The organism is Arthrobacter sp. NPDC093139, assembly GCF_044754165.1.
In the GTDB taxonomy this organism is placed as follows: Bacteria; Actinomycetota; Actinomycetes; order Actinomycetales; family Micrococcaceae; genus Arthrobacter.
In genome coordinates this window covers 1-17,476 of record NZ_JBIVOO010000010.1, presented here as the reverse complement: position 1 = coordinate 17,476, position 17,476 = coordinate 1, and the positions used below count along the sequence as shown (strand labels likewise).

Here is a 17,476-nt window from a genome sequence, read left to right as displayed (position 1 = left end):
GGAACAGGTACGGAGGTCACGACGTAGGCCACTTCGGCAGCCCCTGACCCCATCCTCTACACTTGACCCGATGTCTACATTATTTGGAACAGACGGTGTCCGGGGCCTGGCGAACGGCCTGCTGACCGCCGAGCTCGCAATGCAGCTGGCCCAGGCCGCCGCCGTCGTGCTTGGCCATGAACGCACCACTGAAGGTGCGCGGCCGCGCGCGGTGGTGGCGAGGGATCCCCGCGCCAGCGGCGAGTTCATCGCCGCCGCGGTGGAGGCCGGCCTGTCCAGCTCCGGTATCGACGTCTACGACGCCGGTGTCCTCCCCACGCCTGCGGCTGCCTACCTCGTGGCCGACCTAAAGGCGGACTTTGGTGTGATGATCTCCGCCTCCCACAACCCCGCTCCCGACAACGGCATCAAGTTCTTCGCCCGCGGCGGCCAGAAACTCCCCGACGAGGTGGAGGACGCCATCGAGGAGCAGATGGGCAAGGAGCCGTTCCGGCCGGTCGGCGGCGAAGTGGGGCGCATCCAGCGCTTCTCTGACGCCGAGGACCGCTACATCGTCCACCTCCTGGGAACCCTGCCGCACAACCTGCACGGCCTGAAGGTGGTCCTGGACTGTGCCCACGGTGCCGCCAGCGGCTGTTCCCCGCAGGTCTTCAAGGACGCCGGCGCCGACGTCGTGGTCATCGGCGCCGAGCCGGACGGACTGAACATCAACGACGGCGTTGGTTCCACCCACCTGGGTCCGCTCAAGGCTGCTGTGGTGGCGCACGGCGCCGATCTCGGCATCGCCCATGACGGCGACGCCGACCGCTGCCTCGCTGTTGACCATGAAGGCAACGAAGTGGATGGCGACCAGATCATGGCCATCCTCGCCATTGCCCTTAAGAACGCCGGCAAGCTCAGAGACAACGTTCTGGTTGCCACCGTGATGAGCAACCTCGGACTGAAGATCGCGCTCCGGAACGCGGGCATTGAGATCCGCGAGACGGGCGTGGGGGACCGGTACGTCCTCGAAGAAATGCGCGACGGCGGGTTCAACCTCGGCGGCGAACAGTCCGGCCACGTGATCCTCGCCGACTACGCCACCACCGGAGACGGGGTCCTGACGGGCCTGCAGCTGGCAGCTCAGGTGGCGCTCACCGGCCAACCGCTCAAGGAGCTGGCCACGGTGATGACCAAGCTTCCCCAGGTCCTCATCAACGTGAAGGACGTGGACCGCTCCCGGGTCAAGGGCGACCAGGTCCTCGCCGCAGCCGTACGGGTTGCCGAGGCGGAACTCGGTGAGACCGGCCGAGTGCTCCTCCGCCCGTCCGGTACGGAGCCTGTTGTGCGCGTCATGGTGGAGGCCGGGAGCCAGGAGACCGCGCAGGTCATCGCCGAGCGCCTGGCGCAGGTGGTCAAAACAGAGCTCGCGCTGGGTGACGTCCCGAGCGAACTCGTCCCGTAGCGAGGATTCGCCGGACGTAACAAACAAGGCCCAAAGGGACGGGTTCCGCGGGTTCTCGACGGCTACGGGGGGAATCCTGCTAATCGCGTCTTGCGATTATTGCCGGGGCAATGGCCCGGGAAAGTCCTCGCCTTTCTGCCGCCCACGCACAACGTCGGGGGATCGAGGGTCCCCACTTGCTCACAAGTGGCAGGGCGTATACTCGCCCTATTCATCGGGTGGGGGCGGGGATATATGGATGTAAGGCCGGGCGGCCCGACTCATTTGCGGAGCCTTACGGGGCTGCGTTTTTTCGCTGCAATGTGCGTTGTGCTTTATCACCTATCACTCTATTTCACGCCACTCGATCATGCCCTTGATGCCTTCGGCTATGGCTTCACGGGCGTCAGTTTTTTCTTCGTACTTTCAGGGTTTGTTCTGACGTGGTCGCACCGAGAGGGTGACAGCACGAGGAAGTTTTACCGGAATCGGTTCGCGAGGGTCTGGCCTCTCCACGCGGTGACAACGTTTCTGTCAACGATTGTCCCGTCGATGGTCGCCAGCGCGACGATCTGGCCCGCCCTGCCGTTCGTCCTGACGCTCACGCAAGCGTGGGTCCCGGCCAGCGGCTATGTGGTTGCCTTCAACGGTGTTTCTTGGTCATTGTCCTGCGAGGCATTTTTCTATCTTTCGTTTCCGTTCCTGATCCGCATGGTCGGCAAGGAGCAGAAAACCGGTCTATTTGCAGGATTTGTCTACGGCATCATCGTGGCACTGGGCATCTACATTTCCGCGAGCTTTTCTGGACCTGCTGTAAATTACCTATTGGGTACGATGCCCCTGTATCGCCTTGGGGAGTTCGTGTTGGGCATGAGTCTCGCACTGATGATGAGGCGTGGATGGCGCCCCCGGCTCAGGCTCGGCCACGCTGTCGCTATTACACTAGGACTTTACGTCTCCTTGATGGTGGCCTCCGCTGTCGCCTCGGGCGGGGCCATTCCGGTGCCCGCAACCTACGCCAACCTCGTGATGCTTCCTGGGTTTATCGCGGTCATTGCGGCAGCAGCCACGAATGATCTCCGGCGTTCAGGTAAGGGCCCGGCTTCCAACGCCATGGTCAGACTGGGACGGTGGTCGTTTGCGCTGTATCTGGTTCACGAGCTTGCAATCCGGCTGGCGAAGCCACTCGTTGATGGACTCGACGCTTTGGGTGCCTTGGCGGTTTCGGCCTTGGTGGTGGTTGCTTCAGTGGGCATATCCGGGCTGCTCCACGAATTTGTCGAGTCCCCAGCTGAGAGGTGGCTTCGGTCAGCCGGAAAACAAAAACCGCGACCATCTGAGGAGCAGACTGCACCACAGGGAGTCCCATCTTCGCCCTGACCCACGGTTATCATGAGGGGGTCGTCGAACGGATGGTACTTACTTAACGGACCCGCTCCGGAGCGCATCCCGGATTTCGGTGAGCAGCGCAATCTGCGGGTCTTCGGCGGCTTCCTCCTTGACGTCCTGGTTGATGCCGAGCTTGCGGTTGCGGCGTTCGATCATGTGGTTCATGGGCACGACGATGACGAAGTAGATGGCGGCGGCCACCAGCAGGAAGTTGACCACCGCGGTCAGGAGCACGCCGAACCGTACATCCCCGAAGGCGAGGAAGTTATCGAAGTTGGGCTCTCCCACCAGCAGGGAAATGAGGGGCATCATGACGCTCTTAACCAATGCGTCCACGACTGAACTGAAGGCGGCGCCAATGATGACGGCAACGGCAAGGTCAATGACGTTGCCCTTGAGAATGAATTTCTTGAATCCGGTAAGCATGGAAACCAAACTATCGCACGGGCCGGGGCGGGCGTTTCGCTGTTAGGGGTACCCCGGCGCCGCTCCGAGCCCGAAGTACTCCTCCAGTGTGGCGATCCCGCGGCTCCGCATGTCGACGGCTGCTTCCACGCCGATGTACCGCAGGTGCCAGGATTCGTAGTAATAGCCGGTGATGGGGTGCAGCATCCACGGGTACCGCACCACGAAGCCGAACCGGTGGGCGTTGGCCTTCGCCCACACTGCGGCAGGCTGCTCCGCAAAACACGGCTGGAAGCTGCAGGCCCCGCCGCCGTCGCCGAGGTCGAACGCCCAGCCGGTCTGGTGCTCGGAATATCCCGGCCGCGCTGAGGCGGTATCGGCGGCCGCCTGTCCGCGCGCACTGACATACCCGTTGTATGTCGCCGCCTGAGTCGTGTATGAACGGTAGCCGCTGGCCAGCGTCAGGGTCACGCCGTCCGCCGCCGCGGCGGCGAACATCCGTTCCGCGGCAGCCGCCGTCGTGCGGTTCAGGAGCGCCGCCTCGCCGGATACGGCGAGGGCGACGCGCGGCTGGACGAGGTCACGCGGGACATAGTTGGCGGGCTTCAGTGGGCGCCGCTTGTTGACCACAAGCCAGGGGCTGGCCGGGTCGGTCAGCGAATACTGCCTGGGCAGGCGGGCAGCAGCCGACGGCGGTACTGGCGCCGCCGTCGCGGTGGTGGAGGGCGACGGCGGTGCTGACGCGGAGCGTGTGGCGGGCGTCGGTGATGCAGCTGCGGTCGGAGCTATGGAGGAGGGCACGGTGGCGGAGCCAGACGGCGACCCGGACGGTGACACCGAGCCGGAAACGCCCGGCGAGCCTGACGCCGTCGGCAGTGCCGGCGTCGGGGCTGTTGTGGCAGGGGGAGCAGGCTGTGAACCTGCAGGTGTGCAGGCAGCCAGCGCGGACAGCCCCGCACCGGCGAACAGCAGCCGTGCGATGACGCGCCGGCTGGGCGCCGAAACCGGTTTATCTGCCGCGACGTCTGGTGTGGGGGAGCAGTCGTAGCACACGTGTGCTAGACCTTCCTGAGCAGCATGCGGCGGACGGAATGGTCCGCTTCCTTGGTCAGCACAAGCTGCGCCCGCCCCCGCGTGGGCAGCACGTTCTCCTCGAGATTCGGCTCGTTGATCCGCTTCCAGATGTCGCGGGCCGTAACTTCGGCCTCCTCGTCAGAGAGGGTGGCGTAGCGGTGGAAGTACGATTCCGGCTGCGCGAAGGCCGTGGAGCGGAGCTTGCGGAACCGGTCCACATACCACTCCTCGATGTAGGAGGTCTTGGCGTCCACGTAAATGGAGAAGTCGAAGAAATCGCTCAGTGCCAGCCCCTGGCGGCCATCATGCCGGGGCCTCGCGGGGGCCAGGACGTTCAGCCCTTCCACAATGAGGACATCCGGGCGGCGGACCACCACTTCCTTGCCGGGGACAATGTCATAGGTGACGTGGGAATACCAGGGTGCCCGGACTTCCTCTGCTCCGCTCTTGATCTCGCTCACGAACCGCAGCAGTGCCCGGCGGTCGTAGGACTCCGGGAAGCCCTTGCGTTCGAGCAGCTGCCGGCGCTTGAGCTCGGCGAGCGGGTACAGGAAACCGTCCGTGGTGATCAGTTCGACGTTGGGGGTCCCGGGCCACCGCCGCAGCATTTCCCGCAGCACGCGGGCGATGGTGGACTTGCCCACAGCCACGGATCCTGCGACGCCGATGACAAACGGCGTCCGCTGGGTCTGTTCGCCCAGGAACGTGGTGGTGGCGGCATGCAGCTGCCCGGCGGCTTCGACGTAAAGGTGCAGCAGGCGTGACAACGGCAGGTAAACCTCCCGGACCTCATTCATGTCCAGGGGGTCGCCGAGGCCACGGAGGCGCAGCACATCCTCTTCGTTAAGGGGCTGCTCCATCTGGGCTGCGAGCCGGGACCAGGTTTGCCGGTCCAGCTCCACGAACGGCGAGACACCTTCCCCGTTCGCTTCATTGCGTTGCGAAGTCACCCTAGAGATTCTGCCCCTCGCAACGCCGAGAGCGAAATGGGGCCCGCCGTGAAGCGCCTGATGACGGGCACTTTCCTGCCGCTGCGGCCATTCATCCAACCGCTTTGGAGGCCCTTGCCGCCCGCCGTGCCGCAGCTTGTCCGACGTCGGTTCGCCTCAAAGCCGGTTAGGCTTATACCCATGTGTGGAATCGTGGGTTATGTAGGGCGTACGTCTGGCCGGGCTGATGCCGGGCACGGTGCGCTGGATGTTGTTCTTGAAGGTCTGCGCCGTCTGGAGTACCGGGGGTATGACTCGGCGGGCGTGGCCGTGGTGGCTGACGGGGAGATCTCCTCGCGGAAAAAGTCCGGGAAGCTGAGCAACCTGCTCGCCGAGCTGGAGGCGCGTCCGTTGCCTGAGTCGCTGACCGGCATCGGTCACACGCGCTGGGCCACGCACGGCGGTCCGACGGACCAGAACGCGCACCCGCACCTGTCTGACGGCGGGAAGCTCGCGGTGATCCACAACGGCATCATCGAAAACTTTGCCGAGCTGAAGCAGGAACTGCTGTCCAAGGGCGTGGTCTTCGAATCGGAGACGGACACCGAGGTCGCGGCTGCCCTGCTGGGGGACATCTTCCGGAACAAGCTGGGCGGCGACGTCACCGACGGCGGTCTGACCACCGCCATGCAGCTCGCCTGCCAGCGCCTGGAGGGCGCGTTCACCCTGCTGGCTGTACACGCGGACCAGCCCGACGTCGTCGTGGCCGCGCGCCGGAACTCGCCGCTCGTGGTGGGTCTGGGCGAAGGGGAGAACTTCCTGGGCTCGGACGTCTCCGGATTCATCGACTACACCCGCCGTGCTGTGGAGCTCGGCCAGGACCAGATCGTGACGATCACCGCTGACACGGTGGACATCACGGACTTCTTCGGCGCTCCGGCCAAGGGCAAGGAATACCACGTTGACTGGGATCCGGCGTCCGCTGAAAAGGGCGGCTTCGCGTCCTTCATGGAGAAGGAAATCCATGACCAGCCTGATGCCGTGGCACAGACGCTGCTGGGACGGTCGGACCTGAACGGCAAGCTGACCCTGGACGAGCTGCGCATCGACCCGCAGCTGCTGAAGAAGGTCGACAAGATCATCGTGCTGGCCTGCGGTACGGCCGCCTACGCTGGCCTGGTTGCGAAGTACGCCATCGAGAACTGGTGCCGCATCCCCACCGAGGTGGAGCTCGCCCACGAGTTCCGCTACCGCGACCCCATCGTTGACGCCAACACTCTGGTGGTTTCCATCAGCCAGTCGGGCGAAACGATGGATACCCTCATGGCCGTGCGGTACGCCCGGGAACAGGGCGCCATCACGGTGTCCATCTGCAACACCAACGGGTCCACGATTCCGCGTGAATCCGACGCCGTGCTGTACACGCACGCCGGTCCGGAAATCGCGGTGGCGTCCACCAAGGCGTTCCTGGCCCAGATCACCGCCGCATACCTCCTGGGCCTGTACCTGGCACAGCTGCGCGGGAACATCTTCTCGGGCCAGATCAAGGACGTGCTCGCGGATCTGGGCAAGATCCCCGCCAAGATCCAGAAAATCCTGGACACCGCGGGGGAACTGCGCGAGCTCGCCCGCAGCATGAAGGACGAGAAGTCCGTGCTGTTCCTGGGCCGCCACGTTGGCTTCCCGGTGGCCCTCGAGGGTGCGCTGAAGCTGAAGGAAATCGCCTACATCCACGCCGAGGGCTTCGCCGCCGGTGAGCTCAAGCACGGCCCGATCGCGCTCATCGATGAGGGCCAGCCGGTCTTCGTCGTCGTGCCTTCGCCTCGGGGCCGGGACTCGCTGCACTCCAAGGTGGTCAGCAACATCCAGGAGATCCGCGCCCGCGGTGCCCGCACCCTGGTGATCGCCGAGGAAGGCGACCAGGCAGTCCGGGACTACGCCGAGCACGTTTTCTACGTGCCGGAAACGCCCACGCTGCTCATGCCGCTGCTGACCACGGTGCCGCTGCAGATCTTCGCCTGTGAACTTGCCGCCGCCAAGGGCTACGACGTGGACCAGCCGCGCAACCTGGCCAAGAGCGTCACCGTAGAGTAAGCCCATGATTATTGGCATCGGAGTTGACGTCGTGGACATTGAGCGCTTCGGCCGCCAGCTGGAGCGCACCCCCGGGCTGCGCGACAGGCTGTTCGTACCGGCCGAGCGTGAGCTGAACACCCGCTCCCTGGCAGCGCGCTTTGCCGCCAAGGAAGCGGTGGCCAAGGTCCTGGGCGCGCCCGCCGGCATGAACTGGCAGCACTGCTGGATCGGACTCGACGAGAACGGCCCCACCATCCAGGTCAAGGGGACGGTGCTGGCCGTGGCGGACGCCAAGGGCGTCAAACGCTGGCATCTGTCCATGAGCCACGATGGCGGCATCGCCACCGCGACCGTCCTGGCCGAGGGCTGACCCCCTCCGGACTCACCCATGATCAGCGCCTATACCGGAACCCAGATCAGGGAGGCTGAAAAGCCCCTTGTGGACTCCGGTATGGGCGCTGTTCTCATGCAGCGGGCAGCCTACGGCCTTGCCAACGCGGTGGTTTCGGAACTGCGCGCCCGTGGCCGACGGCTCTACGGCGCCGGCGTTGTGGTGCTCACCGGCAAGGGCAACAACGGCGGCGACGGCCTCTTCGCGGCCGCGCACCTCGCCGGACGGGGAATGCGGACGACGGCGGTCCTCGCCGCGGACAGCGCCCACGCCGAAGCGCTGGCCGCCTTTGAGCGGGCCGGCGGCCGCGTCATCCACCTGACCGAAGCCAACGCAGGTGACCTGGCAGGGCAGGCCGGCCGGGCCGACGTCGTCATTGACGCCCTGCTGGGCACCGGCGCCCAAGGCGGACTCCGCGGCAGCGCCGGCGCGCTGGTGTCCCTGCTTGCTGCGCAGCCGCCCCGCCTGGCCGTCGCTTGCGATGTTCCCAGCGGACTGAACTCCGACACCGGAGAAACAGCGGGCCCGGTGCTGCGTGCCGATCTCACCGTCACCTTCGGAGCCGCCAAGGCCGGGCTGCTGGCCGACCCCGGAGCAGACTTCGCCGGCGCGGTCCGGGTGGTCCCGATCGGAATCGAGGACAGGCTGCCCTGGCCGGCGCTGCGGCGGCTTGAGGCCCCTGACCTCGCCACGCTGCTCCCGAACCCCGAACGGCGCTCGCACAAGTACTCCCGGGGGGTCCTCGGTGTGGTGGCGGGGTCCAGCGCGTACCCGGGGGCTGCGGTGCTCGCCTGCCGCGGGGCCCTCGCCGCCGGCGTGGGCATGGTGCGCTACCTCGGCCCGCCGGACGTCGCCGACCTCATCAGGCAAAGCTGCCCGGAAGTGGTGTGCAGCACCGGAACCGTCGCCGACACGCACGTCCAGGCATGGCTCGTGGGATCCGGGATGGACGGTTCCGACGACGAGCAGATGCAGCACGTCCGCGACGCCGCCGACTCCGGTCTGCCCACCGTCGCTGACGCCGGCGCCATCCCGGCGCTGCCGGATGTCCTGGCACCGCAGGTGGTCCTGACCCCGCACGCGGGCGAGCTCGCCACCCTGCTCCAGCGCCTCGGCGCCGGTCTGGACCGTGGGGCCGTGGAAGCCGCGACCCTCTCGGCGGCCCGCCAGGCCGCGGGCCTGACGGAGGCCACGGTCCTGCTCAAGGGCGCCACCACCCTGGTGGCCTCGCCCTATCAGGACTTCTACAGCCAGTCCGACGGCACACCCTGGCTGGCCACCGCCGGCAGCGGTGACGTACTGGCCGGCGTCATCGGTGCGCTGCTCGCCCAGGTGGGGCCCGACGTCGGCCGCTTCCGGGCCGTGGGCATCGATCCGGACGAGCGTTGGGCGGCCATTGCCGCCATGGCGGCAAGCCTTCACGCGCGTGCCGGGGCGGCCGCCGCGGACGGCGCGCCGCTGACCGCGGGCCGGATTGCGGACGCGTTGCCCCGAATATGGGGTAAAGTCAGCACGCTTAGTAATCAGCGGACCGGCCACCGTAATAGTCACCGCCAGCCGCTACGGTAAGACCGAGCCCAAACCGCGGGTGATGCACGACACATCCGCCGGAGGCAATGTTGGACAACGTAATAGGAGCACGAATGGAAATCTGGCCCGGATCGGCGTATCCCCTTGGCGCCACCTTCAACGGAACCGGAACCAACTTCGCATTGTTCAGCGAAAGGGCAGACAAGGTTGAACTGTGCCTCTTCGACGACGACGGCACCGAGACCCGGGTGGACGTCGCCGAAGTGGACGGGTATGTGTGGCACTGTTACCTGCCGCACGTGCAGCCCGGCCAGAAGTACGGCTACCGCGTCCACGGGCCCTACGACCCCTCCTCCGGAAACCGCTTCAACCCGAACAAGCTCCTCCTGGACCCGTACGCCAAGGCAGTGCACGGCCAGATCGACTGGGATCCCGCCCTCTTCTCCTACAACATGGGCGACCCCACGTCCCGCAATGACCAGGACTCCGCACCGCACATGATGATGGGCGTGGTCATCAACCCGTTCTTCGACTGGGACGGCGACCACCTCCCGCGCATCCCGTACCACCAGTCCGTCATCTACGAAGCCCACGTCAAGGGCCTCACGCAGCTCCACCCCGAGATCCCGGAGGAGCAGCGCGGCACCTACGCAGGCGTGGCACACCCCTCCGTCATCTCGCACCTGCAGAAGCTGGGCGTTACGGCGATCGAGCTCATGCCGGTGCACCAGTTCGTGAACGACGGCATCCTGCAGGACAAGGGGCTCAGCAACTATTGGGGCTACAACACCATCGGGTTCTTCGCCCCGCACAACAGCTACAGCTCCACCGGGGACACCGGACAGCAGGTCCAGGACTTCAAGGCCATGGTCCGCACACTGCACCGCGCAGGCATCGAAGTCATCCTTGACGTGGTGTACAACCACACTGCAGAGGGCAACCACCTCGGGCCCACCCTGTCCTTCAAGGGAATCGACAACCAGGCCTACTACCGGCTAATGGAGGGGGACCTCCAGCACTACATGGACTACACCGGCACCGGCAACTCGCTGAACGTCCGCCATCCGCACTCCCTGCAGCTGCTCATGGACTCCCTGCGCTACTGGGTGACCGAAATGCACGTGGACGGCTTCCGCTTCGACCTCGCCTCCACACTGGCCCGCGAGTTCTACGACGTCGACAAGCTCTCCACCTTCTTCGAACTCATCCAGCAGGACCCGGTAGTCTCGCAGGTCAAACTGATCGCAGAGCCGTGGGACGTTGGACCCGGTGGCTACCAGGTGGGCAATTTCCCGCCGCAGTGGACGGAGTGGAACGGAAAGTACCGGGACACCGTCCGTGACTTCTGGCGCGGCGAGCCGGCAACGCTTGGCGAGTTCGCCTCGCGCATCACGGGCTCCGCCGACCTCTACGAGCACTCGGGCCGCCGGCCCGTGGCCTCCATCAACTTCGTCACGGCCCACGACGGCTTCACGCTGGCAGATCTTGTGTCCTACAACGAGAAGCACAACGAGGCCAACGGCGAAGGCAACAACGACGGCGAATCTCACAACCGTTCCTGGAACTGCGGGGCGGAAGGCCCCACAGACGACGCCAAGGTCCTCGCCCTTCGTGCCCGGCAGCAGCGGAACTTCATCGGCTCCCTTCTGCTCTCCCAGGGCGTGCCCATGCTGCTCCACGGCGACGAACTGGGCCGGACGCAGCAGGGCAACAACAACGGCTACTGCCAGGACTCGGAACTGACCTGGATCAACTGGGACAACGTTGACCAGCCTCTGATCGAGTTCACGGCCGCCGTTAACTCACTGCGGGCCAAGCATCCCACGTTCCGGCGCAGCCGCTTCTTCGACGGCAGGCCGGTCCGCCGGGGCGAAGGCGAGCGGCTGCCGGACATCGTCTGGCTGGACCCCGACGGCTCGGTCATGCAGCCGGAGGACTGGGACAGCGGCTTCGGCCGTTCCGTCGGTGTCTTCCTCAACGGTGACGGCATCCAGGGCAAGGACAGCCGCGGGCGGCGCATTCAGGACGTCAACTTTGTGCTGTACTTCAATGCGCACGACGGCGACGTCGAGTTCAAGCTGCCGCCGGACGAGTACGCTCCAGCCTGGGACATCATCATCGACACCGCCGGCGAAGGCGCGGACTCCGAGCCGGTGGCCGCCGGCAACGGGCTGACCGTGGCGGCCAAGTCACTCGTGGTGCTGCGCGCCCACAGCGCCCCGGAAGAGGAGCCCGACCACTCCGTGGCGGCCTCGCTGGCAGCCCTGACGCAGACGGCAACCGCAGAGACGGCGGCGCTCACAGCCCCCGCTGTACCGGAGCCGAGCAAAACGAAGAAGGCGGCGCCGAAGATCGACGCGGAGCCCGAACCGCAACCGGCGGAGGAGCCGGCGGAAAAGCCAGCCGAACAGCCGGCTGAGAAGCCAGCGGAGAGACTGGCGGAGAAGCCGCTGGAAAAACGCACCGGACATCATTCCGGAAAGCACTCAGGGAATAGTGCCGGGAAGCGCACTGGGAAACCGAAGGCAGGCAGGCAGGCAGGGGAGGACGCATGAGGACGCCCGTCTCCACTTACCGCCTCCAGATCAGACAGGGCTTCACTCTTTTTGACGCCGCTGAAACCGTGCCGTACCTGCACTCACTGGGCGTCGACTGGATCTACCTTTCGCCGGTGCTCAAAGCCGAGAGCGGTTCAGACCACGGCTACGACGTCACGGATCCCTCCGTGGTTGACCCGGAGCGCGGCGGCCCCGAGGGCCTGGCGGCCGTGTCCCGGGCGGCCCGTGCTGCCGGCATGGGCGTCCTGATCGACATCGTGCCCAACCACGTGGGCGTGGCCACGCCGGCCCAGAATCCGTGGTGGTGGTCGCTGCTCAAGGAGGGCCGCGGTTCCCCCTACGCGGAGGCGTTCGACGTCGACTGGGACCTTGCCGGTGGCCGCATCCGGATTCCGGTGCTGGGCAGCGACGACGACCTCGACCAGCTCGAGGTCAAAGACGGTGAACTGCGGTACTACGACCACCGCTTTCCGCTGGCCGACGGCAGCTACACCGAGGGTGATTCCCCCCGGGATGTGCACGCCCGGCAGCATTATGAACTCATGGGCTGGCGGCGTGCGGACAACGAGCTGAACTACCGCCGCTTCTTCGCGGTGAACTCGCTGGCCGGTGTCCGCGTCGAGCTGCCGTCGGTCTTCGATATGGCCCATGGGGAAGTCGTGCGCTGGTTCCGCGAAGGACTTGCGGACGGACTGCGGATCGACCACCCGGACGGCCTCGCAGACCCGGAGGGTTACCTGAAGCGGCTCCGGGAGGCAACCGGCGGCGCCTACCTGCTGGTCGAAAAGATCCTCGAACCGGGGGAGCAGCTGCCCGCCAGCTTCGAATGCGAAGGGACCACAGGCTACGACGCCCTGGCCGACGTCGACCGCCTGTTTGTCGATCCGCAGGGTCGCGACGTGCTGGACCGGATCGATGCCCGGCTGCGCGGCGGCGAACCTGCCGACTACCAGGAGATGATCCGCGGAACCAAGCGCCGGATCACGGACGGCATCCTTCACTCCGAGATCCTGCGGCTCGCGCGGCTGGTCCCGGACGGTTCAGGCGTTTCCCCGGAGGCGGCAGCCGATGCGATCGCTGAAATCATCGCGACGTTCCCCGTCTACCGCACCTACCTGCCCACAGGCGCGGAAGTCCTGAAGGAAGCCTGCGAGCTCGCTGCCCGGTGGCGTCCTGAGCTGGACCAGGTCATCCGAATTCTGCACCCGCTGCTGCAGGACACGGACCTTGAGCTCTCCCGCAGGTTCCAGCAGACCTCGGGCATGGTCATGGCCAAAGGCGTGGAGGACACCGCGTTCTTCCGCTACAACAGGCTCGGCACGCTCACGGAAGTCGGCGCGGACCCCACGGAGTTCTCGCTCGACGCCGAGGAATTCCATCGCCGGATGTCCCGCCGCCAGGCGGAGCTGCCGCTCTCCATGACCACGCTCAGCACCCACGACACGAAGCGGAGCGAGGATACCCGGGCACGGATTTCGGTCATCTCGGAGGTGGCCGCCGACTGGGAGAAGGCCCTTGACAGGCTCAACGCCCTGGCGCCGCTGCCTGACGGGCCGCTGTCCGTCCTCCTGTGGCAGGCCATTGCCGGCGCATGGCCCGCAGACAGGGAGCGGCTCCAGTCCTACGCGCTCAAGGCGGCCCGCGAGGCCAGCAGCTCCACCACCTGGACGGATCCCGACCGCGCGTTCGAAGAGAAGCTCACGGCCGCCGTCGACTCCGCGTTCGACAATCCGGAGGTCCGTGCCGAACTGGAGGCCCTCGTGGAGCTCCTGGCACCCTACGGCGCCTCGAACTCGCTCTCGGCCAAGCTGGTGCAGCTGACCATGCCCGGTGTGCCCGACGTGTATCAGGGCACCGAGTTCTGGGACCGCTCGCTGACCGACCCGGACAACCGCCGCCCGTTCAGCTTCCCGGACCGGATCCGCGCCCTCGAACAGCTGGACGCCGGCGAACGGCCGGAGTCCTTCACCGACGAGAAGGCCAAGCTGCTGGTGACCTCCCGGGCCCTGCGGCTGCGCCGGGACCGGCCGGAGCTGTTCGCCGGGTACCGCCCGGTGCAGGCGAGCGGCCCCGCGGCCGCGCACCTGCTGGGCTTCGACCGCGGAGCCGGGGGAGCTCCGGGCGCGGTGACCCTGGCGACCCGGCTGCCCCGCGGACTGGAACAGTCGGGCGGCTGGCGGGACACCGCCGTCGAGCTTGAGACCGCCATGAAGGATGAACTGACCGGTACGGGCTTCGGGCCCGGGCCAGCGTCGCTATCGGAGATTTTCCGGGCCTACCCGGTGGCGCTGCTGGTTCCTGAGACAGGAGAAAAGTCATGACGCAGCAGAAATACGCGGCCAAACCCGTCCAGGGGCCGCAGCGGTTCGACATCTGGGCACCCAAGGCAGGCTCCGTGACGCTGTTGGCCGGCGGGGAGCGCTACCCGATGACCCGCCGGACCGGCACCGGGCCGGAGGATGACGGCTGGTGGACGGCCGCGGAGGCACCCGCCGCCGGCGAGGTCGACTACGGATACCTGCTGGACGGCGACGAAACGCCGCTGCCGGATCCCCGGACCCGCCGCCAGCCCGACGGCGTCCACGCCCTGTCCCGCACCTTCGATCCCGGAACCTACCAGTGGCAGGATTCGGGGTGGCAGGGCAGGGCGCTCCAGGGGGCGGTGATCTACGAACTCCACCTCGGAACCTTCACGCCGGAGGGGACACTCGACGCCGCAGCCTCAAAGCTGGACTATCTGGCCGGGCTGGGAATCGACTACGTGGAACTGCTGCCCGTCAACGCCTTCAACGGCACGCACAATTGGGGCTACGACGGAGTGCAGTGGTTCGCCGTCCACGAGGGCTACGGCGGACCGGCCGCGTACCAGCGGTTCGTGGACGCCGCCCACGCCGCCGGCATCGGCGTCATCCAGGACGTGGTCTACAACCACCTCGGGCCCAGCGGAAATTACCTCCCCAGGTTCGGGCCGTACCTCAAGCACGGCGAGGGCAACACCTGGGGCGACTCCGTCAACCTCGACGGACCGGGCTCGGACCACGTGCGCCGGTACATCCTCGACAACATGGCGATGTGGCTGCGCGACTACCGGGTGGACGGCCTCCGCCTGGACGCCGTGCACGCGCTGAAGGACGAGCGCGCCGTCCACATCCTGGAGGACTTCGGCGCGCTGGCTGACCAGATCTCGGCCGAGGTCGGCCGTCCGCTGACCCTGATCGCAGAGTCCGACCTCAACAACCCGCGCCTGCTGTACCCCCGGGATGTCAACGGCTACGGCCTGGCCGGGCAGTGGAGCGACGACTTCCACCATGCCGTCCACGTCAACGTCAGCGGGGAAACCACGGGCTACTACGGCGACTTCGATTCGCTGGGCGCCCTCGCCAAGGTGCTGCGGGACGGGTTCTTCCACGACGGCAGCTACTCCAGCTTCCGCGAACGCCGCCACGGCCGACCGATCAACTTCAGCGCCGTCCATCCGGCTGCACTGGTGGTCTGCTCGCAGAACCATGACCAGATCGGCAACAGGGCCACCGGAGACCGGCTCTCCCAGTCGTTGCCGTACGGCAGCCTGGCCCTCGCGGCCGTGCTGACCCTGACCGGCCCGTTCACGCCCATGCTGTTCATGGGAGAGGAATACGGTGCCACAACGCCCTGGCAATTCTTCACATCCCATCCCGAGCCCGAGCTTGGCAAAGCCACCGCGGAAGGCAGGATCAAGGAGTTCGAACGCATGGGGTGGGATCCCGCCGTCGTGCCCGATCCGCAGGACCCGGAAACGTTCACGCGCTCCAAACTGGACTGGGCGGAAGCCTCCACGGGCGACCACGCCCGGCTGCTGGAGCTGTACCGGGCGCTCATCCGGCTGCGGCGTTCCACGCCGGACCTCACCGCTCTGGGCTTCGAGGACACCGATGCGGAGTTCGACGACGACGCCCGGTGGCTACGCTTCCGCCGGGGCGGCGTGCAGGTGCTGCTGAACTTCGCCGAGCAGTCCGTCACCCTCGACAGGGCGGGCACCGAGCTGCTCCTTGCCACCGATGATGCCGTCCGCATTGAGGGGGGCAAGGTGGAACTTCCGGGGCTGAGCGCGGCGGTCCTCGGAGACTGACCCTCTGTCCTCCCGGATGCTGCGTGGGCCGGTGCCCGTCACCCTGACCGGATGATGGACACCGGCCCCGGCGCGTCTGTCTGGCTGGCAGGATGGTACGTATGACTTATCTGGCTGCAGAGCACCGCTACGAAACCATGCCATACCGCCGTGTCGGACGCAGCGGCCTTAAACTTCCGGCCATCTCCCTCGGCCTCTGGCACAACTTCGGCGACGACAAGCGCTTCGACGAACAGCGCGCCATCCTGCGACGTGCCTTCGACCTGGGCGTAACCCACTTCGACCTCGCCAACAACTACGGCCCTCCGGCCGGATCGGCAGAAACCAACTTCGGCCGGCACCTGCGCGAGGATTTCAAGCCGTACCGCGATGAGCTGGTCATTGCCACCAAGGCCGGCTACCACATGTGGCCCGGCCCGTACGGGGAGTGGGGCTCCCGCAAGTACCTGCTGTCCAGCCTGGACCAGTCCCTGGAGCGCATGGGACTGGACTACGTGGACATCTTCTACAGCCACCGCCCCGACCCCGAGACGCCCCTTGAGGAAACCATGGGAGCGCTGGACCACGCGGTGCGCTCCGGCAAGGCACTCTATGCCGGCATCTCCTCCTACACACCCGAGCAGACGCTGGAGGCGGCCCGGATCCTCAAGGAACTCGGCACACCTTTGCTCATCCACCAGCCCAGCTACTCCATGCTGAACCGCTGGACCGAGGACGGCAGCCCCAACCTGTACGAGGCACTTGACCAGGTCGGTGCCGGGTCCATTGCCTTCTCGCCGCTGGCCCAGGGCATGCTGACAGACCGCTACCTCCACGGCATCCCTGCCGATTCCCGTGCGGCCAAGGACCGGTTCCTCTCCGAATCGACCATCACCCACGACAAGCTGGAGCGCATCCGCGGACTGAACGGCATCGCCGCCGGCCGCGGCCAGTCCCTCGCGCAGATGGCCATTGCCTGGATCCTCCGGGACCAGCCCAAGGGATCCCCGGTGACCTCAGCCCTGATCGGCGCGTCCAGCGTGGCCCAGCTCGAGAACACCCTCGGAGCCATCAACAAGCTGGGGTTTGATGCAGAGGAGCTGGCCGCCATCGACGAATTCGCCGTCGAATCGGACATCAACCTCTGGGCACAGAGGGTCTGAGGAACGGCGCTCGGTAATGAAGTAGCCGGAGCGGCCGGGAATAACAGCGGCTCCGGCGCTGTTTAGTTACACTGATAAGCGCGCCGCGTGGCGCCGTGTCCGTCAGACGCCGTCGTACAACCAGGTACAGATGCGCAGGGCACGTGAAGTTTTGTTCTCAAAGGAGTTCCGTGTCTTCAAATCCCATTCGTGTTGCAATCGTCGGGGTGGGTAACTGCGCCGCTTCGCTGGTCCAGGGTGTCCACTATTACCGGGATGCGGACCCGCAGGCCACGATCCCGGGTCTGATGCACGTGGAGTTCGGCAAGTACCACGTCAACGATGTCCAGTTCGTGGCCGCGTTCGACGTGGACGGGAAGAAGGTCGGGGTGGACCTGGCCGATGCCATCCTGGCCAGCGAAAACAACACCATCAAGATCGCCGACGTGGCGCCGACCGGTGTGACCGTGCA

Annotated in this window: 12 protein-coding genes and 1 pseudogene; 10 read left to right on the top strand and 3 right to left on the bottom strand. The window is 66.4% G+C overall.

Annotation, left to right across the window (positions count from 1 at the left end):
• Positions 1-70 precede the first annotated feature (70 nt).
• Both glmM and ACIP90_RS15020 read left to right on the top strand, forming a co-directional pair.
• Positions 71-1,444 (top strand): phosphoglucosamine mutase, encoded by a 1,374-nt coding sequence (gene glmM / locus ACIP90_RS15025; protein ID WP_400580227.1) that lies wholly within the window; start codon positions 71-73, stop codon positions 1,442-1,444.
• Positions 1,445-1,678: 234 nt separating this feature from the next.
• Positions 1,679-2,803: an acyltransferase family protein gene (locus ACIP90_RS15020; RefSeq protein WP_400580226.1), complete on the top strand. Its 1,125-nt coding sequence runs from the start codon at positions 1,679-1,681 to the stop codon at positions 2,801-2,803.
• Between the two features lie 39 nt (positions 2,804-2,842).
• Here ACIP90_RS15020 and mscL read toward each other — a convergent pair whose 3' ends face one another.
• Genes mscL through coaA form a run of 3 tightly spaced genes read right to left on the bottom strand, consistent with a single transcriptional unit; the run spans position 2,843 to position 5,241 of the window.
• Positions 2,843-3,238 carry a large conductance mechanosensitive channel protein MscL gene (gene mscL / locus ACIP90_RS15015; RefSeq protein ID WP_400580224.1) on the bottom strand — a complete coding sequence of 132 codons (396 nt, stop codon included), beginning with the start codon at positions 3,236-3,238 and terminating at the stop codon, positions 2,843-2,845.
• A 42-nt stretch (positions 3,239-3,280) separates the two neighbouring features.
• Positions 3,281-4,270 carry a D-alanyl-D-alanine carboxypeptidase family protein gene (locus ACIP90_RS15010; RefSeq protein WP_400580223.1) on the bottom strand — a complete coding sequence of 330 codons (990 nt, stop codon included), beginning with the start codon at positions 4,268-4,270 and terminating at the stop codon, positions 3,281-3,283.
• A gap of 5 nt (positions 4,271-4,275) precedes the next feature.
• Positions 4,276-5,241, bottom strand: a complete 966-nt coding sequence (coaA, locus tag ACIP90_RS15005) for a type I pantothenate kinase (RefSeq protein WP_400580221.1) — start codon at positions 5,239-5,241, stop codon at positions 4,276-4,278.
• A 180-nt stretch (positions 5,242-5,421) separates the two neighbouring features.
• Here coaA and glmS point away from each other — a divergent pair, with 180 nt between their 5' ends.
• The 8 genes and pseudogenes from glmS to ACIP90_RS14965 all read left to right on the top strand — a co-directional run.
• A complete protein-coding gene (glmS, locus tag ACIP90_RS15000; protein ID WP_400580219.1) occupies positions 5,422-7,314 on the top strand; it encodes a glutamine--fructose-6-phosphate transaminase (isomerizing) in 1,893 nt (630 codons plus the stop codon).
• A gap of 4 nt (positions 7,315-7,318) precedes the next feature.
• Positions 7,319-7,666: a holo-ACP synthase gene (locus ACIP90_RS14995; protein WP_400580217.1), complete on the top strand. Its 348-nt coding sequence runs from the start codon at positions 7,319-7,321 to the stop codon at positions 7,664-7,666.
• 18 nt (positions 7,667-7,684) lie between these two features.
• A complete protein-coding gene (locus tag ACIP90_RS14990) occupies positions 7,685-9,256 on the top strand; it encodes an NAD(P)H-hydrate epimerase (RefSeq protein WP_400580215.1) in 1,572 nt (523 codons plus the stop codon).
• Positions 9,257-9,330: 74 nt separating this feature from the next.
• The gene (gene glgX, locus ACIP90_RS14985) at positions 9,331-11,772 is read left to right on the top strand and encodes a glycogen debranching protein GlgX (protein WP_400580213.1); all 2,442 of its coding nucleotides are present in this window, start codon (positions 9,331-9,333) and stop codon (positions 11,770-11,772) included.
• Positions 11,769-14,096, top strand: coding sequence for a malto-oligosyltrehalose synthase (gene treY / locus ACIP90_RS14980; RefSeq protein ID WP_400580211.1), 2,328 nt, complete (start codon positions 11,769-11,771; stop codon positions 14,094-14,096). Before glgX ends, treY begins: the two co-directional genes overlap by 4 nt.
• Entirely contained in the window at positions 14,093-15,883 is a 1,791-nt protein-coding gene (gene treZ / locus ACIP90_RS14975) for a malto-oligosyltrehalose trehalohydrolase (RefSeq protein ID WP_400580209.1), read from the top strand. Before treY ends, treZ begins: the two co-directional genes overlap by 4 nt.
• A 101-nt stretch (positions 15,884-15,984) precedes the next feature.
• The gene (gene mgrA / locus ACIP90_RS14970; protein WP_400580207.1) at positions 15,985-17,025 is read left to right on the top strand and encodes an L-glyceraldehyde 3-phosphate reductase; all 1,041 of its coding nucleotides are present in this window, start codon (positions 15,985-15,987) and stop codon (positions 17,023-17,025) included.
• A 170-nt stretch (positions 17,026-17,195) separates the two neighbouring features.
• Positions 17,196-17,476: pseudogene (locus ACIP90_RS14965) on the top strand (inositol-3-phosphate synthase); the annotation flags it as partial.